At 71.4% G+C, this 3621-nt stretch carries 3 protein-coding genes; 2 read left to right on the forward strand and 1 reads right to left on the reverse strand.

What is annotated here, in order from left to right:
- Positions 1-11: 11 nt before the first annotated feature.
- The gene (locus G6028_RS12795; RefSeq protein WP_182659104.1) at positions 12-1577 is read right to left on the reverse strand and encodes a succinic semialdehyde dehydrogenase; all 1566 of its coding nucleotides are present in this window, start codon (positions 1575-1577) and stop codon (positions 12-14) included.
- A gap of 102 nt (positions 1578-1679) precedes the next feature.
- Between G6028_RS12795 and G6028_RS12800 the strand changes: the two genes are divergently transcribed.
- Together G6028_RS12800 and G6028_RS12805 are read left to right on the forward strand one after the other, a co-directional pair.
- Complete coding sequence (locus G6028_RS12800) at positions 1680-2474, forward strand: MerR family transcriptional regulator (RefSeq protein WP_182639101.1); 795 nt, start codon at positions 1680-1682, stop codon at positions 2472-2474.
- A gap of 138 nt (positions 2475-2612) precedes the next feature.
- Entirely contained in the window at positions 2613-3503 is an 891-nt protein-coding gene (locus tag G6028_RS12805) for an oxidoreductase (protein WP_182659105.1), read from the forward strand.
- Positions 3504-3621: the final 118 nt, after the last annotated feature.

The raw sequence follows: 3621 nt of genomic DNA on the forward strand, positions 1-3621 counted from the left end.
CGGCCGCCCGCCTACCGCCCCGGCAGGAAGCGCATGGCGTCGGTGGCGGGCGCGAGCAACTGCTGCCACCGCGTGCGGGGCAGGAACGACGGCCCGCCCATGTGCACGACGCGCTGAGTGGCGATCGTCTGCGCCTCGGTGTACTTGAGCAGTCCCTCGTCGCCGTGGCGTCGGCCCACACCGGAGGCGCCCATGCCGCCCATCGGGCCCGCGACCGAACCCCAGCCCGCGACGTAGCCCTCGCCGACGTTGACGGTGCCGGTCCGCAGCCGCGCGGCGATCTCCTCGCCCTCCGAGTCCGACGCGGCGAACACCGAGGAGTTGAGCCCGTACTCGGTGTCGTTGGCCTTGGCCACGGCCTCGTCCACCGAGTCGACCGGGTAGATCGACACGACCGGGCCGAACGTCTCCTCGCCGAAGCAGGTGGCGTCCTCCGGGACGTCGGCCAGCAGTGTCGGCTCGTAGAACAGGGGGCCGAGGTCCGGGCGGGGGCGACCGCCGGCCAGGACGCGGGCGCCCTTGGCCACGGCGTCGTCGACGTGGGCGGTCACGGTGTCCAGTTGATCCCGGGAGATCAGGCTGCCCATCTCCGCCTCGAAGTCGTAGCCCGGGCCCACACTCATGGACCGGACGCGGGCGGTGAGCTTCTCGATGAGCTGGGGGGCCACCGACCTCTCCACGTACACGCGCTCCACCGAGATGCAGAGCTGGCCGGAGTTGGAGAAGAACGCGCGGGTTGCCACCTCGGCCACCTCGTCGAGGTCGGCGCCCGCCGCGACGATCATGGCGTTCTTGCCGCCGAGCTCGGCGGAGAACCCGATGAGCCGCTCGCCGCACTGGCGACCGAGCGTGCGGCCGGTGGCCGTGGAGCCGGTGAACATGAGGTAGTCCACGTTCTCCACGATCGCCCCGCCGACGGTGCGGCCCGAACCGGGGACCACCTGGAACAGGTCGCGGGGCAGACCCGCGCGGTACAGCAGGTCCGCTGCGGCCAGGGCGCAGAACGGCGTGATGGAGGCGGGCTTGATCACCACGGCGTTACCCGCGGCCAGGGCCGCCAGTGCGTCCGTGGCGGCGAGGTTGAGCGGGTAGTTCCACGGCGCGATCACACCCACGACGCCCTTGGGGTGGCGTCGGACCACGGCCTTGGTCAGGCCCGGCAGCATGCCCTGGACCCGCTTGGGGGCGAGCAGCCCCGGGGCCGTCTTGGCGTAGTGACGTGCGGTGATGAGGCAGTCCAGGACCTCCTCCTGCGCCGAGGCCCGGCTCTTCCCGGTCTCCGCCTGGACGATGTCCATGAGCTGCTCGCGATCGCGCATGACCAGGGAGGCGAAGCGCTTGAGCACGGCGACGCGGTCCGCGGGCTCGCGGTCGGCCCACGCGATCTGGGCGGCGCGGGCCCGCTCGACGGCGGCCAGCACGTCGTCGGCGGTGCCCACGGGGATCTCGGCGAGCGGCTCGCCGGTGAAGACCTCCTCGATGACGGCTGACTCCCGACTCGAGGGATCGGAACGGAATTCGGGGATCGCGACCAGGTCGCGGAGTCGGTCGTAGACACGGGGCGTGGGTCGGCTCATGCCCCGACGTTACCGACGAGTAAGCCGACGCGGTACCGACTCGCCCTTGACCCTGACGTCGCGTCAGGGCCCAGGGTGGTCGATGTGAGAGATGCTGGAGCGATGACGAGCAGTGACGGGCTCACCGTGGGCGCGGTCGCCGACCTCGTCGGCGTCAGTATCCGGACCCTGCACCACTGGGACCGGATCGGGCTGGCGCCGGCGAGTGGACGGACGTGGTCGGACTACCGCGTGTATGACGACGACGACGTCGCGCGCATCCACCGGATCCTGGTCTACCGCGAGCTGGGCCTCCCGCTGGCGCAGATCGGGGTGCTGCTCGACGACCCCGACGTCGACGAGGGCGCCCACCTGTCCCGGCAGCGCGAGCTGCTCCTCGACCGCATCTCGCACCTGCAGGAGATGGTCTCCGCAGTAGACCGCCTGAAGGAGGCGATCGCCGTGAACACACCACTGACACCCGCGGATCGGGCCGAGATCTTCGGCACCGACTGGAACGAGGACTGGCAGGCCGAGGCGCAGCAGCAGTGGGGCGACACCCCGCAGTGGGAACAGTCGCGACAGCGCACGAGCACGATGTCCAAGGAGGACTGGCGCCGGGTCAAGGCCGAGACGGATTCGCTCAACGCCGACCTGGCCGCCGCCAAGCGGGCCGGGGTGGACCCCGCCTCACCCCGGGCCGCGGAGCTGGTCGAGCGGCATCGTGCGTCGATCTCGACGTTCTACGACTGCACGCGCTCGATGCAGGTGCTGCTGGCGCGCATGTACCGGCAGGACCCTCGCTTCAGCGAGACGTACGACTCGCTCGAGCCGGGCCTGACCGGGTGGATCGAAGCCGCTGTCGAGGCCGACGCCCGCGCGCACGGTGTGGACCCCGACACCGCCACGTGGGACTGATCCCGGTAGTCCCTCACCGATCCGCTCCCGGATCGCGCTGCGTGTTCGTCCGGATCGCGACCGGTCACGCGCCCCGGACGGTCCATTCCGGGCGCGCGACTCGGCCGACGAGAGGCCGGTCGTGCGTACCCTGGACGCATGACCAGTCGATGGACCACAGCCGACATCCATGACCAGACGGGCCGGACCTTCGTCATCACCGGCGCCAACGCCGGCCTCGGGCTCGAGTCCACCCGGGCGCTCACCGCGGCGGGAGCCCGGGTTCTGATGGCGTGCCGGGACACCACCCGCGCCGAGGCCGCCCGGGCCGGCCTGGCGCACCCGGATCGGGCGGAGGTCGTCCAGCTGGATCTGGCCAATCTGGACTCGGTCCGCTCCGCCGGTCGGGTGCTGGCCGACCACCGACCCGATGTGCTGATCAACAACGCCGGACTGATGAACATCCCGCAGTCGCGCACGGCCCAGGGCCACGAGATGCAGTTCGGGGTGAACGTGCTCGGCCACTTCGCGCTCACCGAGCAGCTCGTCCCCGTGCTCACCGATCGGGTGGTGTGGCTCGGCTCGATGATGCACAAGAGGGGCACCGTCGATCCGGACGACCTCGACTGGACCCGCCGCAAGTACTCGCCGATGGGGGTCTACGCGGCCACCAAGCTCGCCTGCGTCATGCTGGCCTACGAGCAGCAGCGTCGGTTCGACGCGGCGGGGTCACCGCTGAAGGCCGTGGCCGCCCACCCCGGGTACTCGGCCACCAATCTCCAGTACCGCAGCGGCAGCCGGGTCCAGGACCTGATGATGCGGGTCGCGGAGAAGGTCCCGTTCCTCGTCCAGCCGGCCGAGCGCGGGGCCCTTCCCCAGCTCTACGCCGCCACCGTCGACTCCGTTCCCGGCGGCGCGTACGTGGGTCCCGACGGCTTCGGTGAGCTCAGCGGATACCCGAAGATCGTCGACTCCACCCGCGCCTCGCACGACCGCGCGGTGGCGGCGGCCCTGTGGGATCGGTGCGCGGAGATGACAGCGGCGCGGTGACGACGAGCTGAGCCCGGCCCGCGACTCAGCCGCCAGGGCACTTTCGCGGCTCAGCCACCGGGCACCTTCGCGGCTCAGCCGCCACGGCACTTTCGCGGCTCAGCCGCGGCGCCTGGAG

Origin of the sequence: Dietzia cercidiphylli (assembly GCF_014145145.1) — a bacterium.
GTDB classification, from domain to species: domain Bacteria; phylum Actinomycetota; class Actinomycetes; order Mycobacteriales; family Mycobacteriaceae; genus Dietzia; species Dietzia natronolimnaea.

What these genes read in the sequence shown, in the direction of transcription:
- G6028_RS12795 (WP_182659104.1), bottom strand. Translation starts at nt 1,577, where the DNA reads ATGAGCCGACCCACGCCCCGTGTCTACGACCGACTCCGCGACCTGGTC.
- G6028_RS12805 (WP_182659105.1), top strand. Translation starts at nt 2,613, where the DNA reads ATGACCAGTCGATGGACCACAGCCGACATCCATGACCAGACGGGCCGG.
- G6028_RS12800 (WP_182639101.1), top strand. Translation starts at nt 1,680, where the DNA reads ATGACGAGCAGTGACGGGCTCACCGTGGGCGCGGTCGCCGACCTCGTC.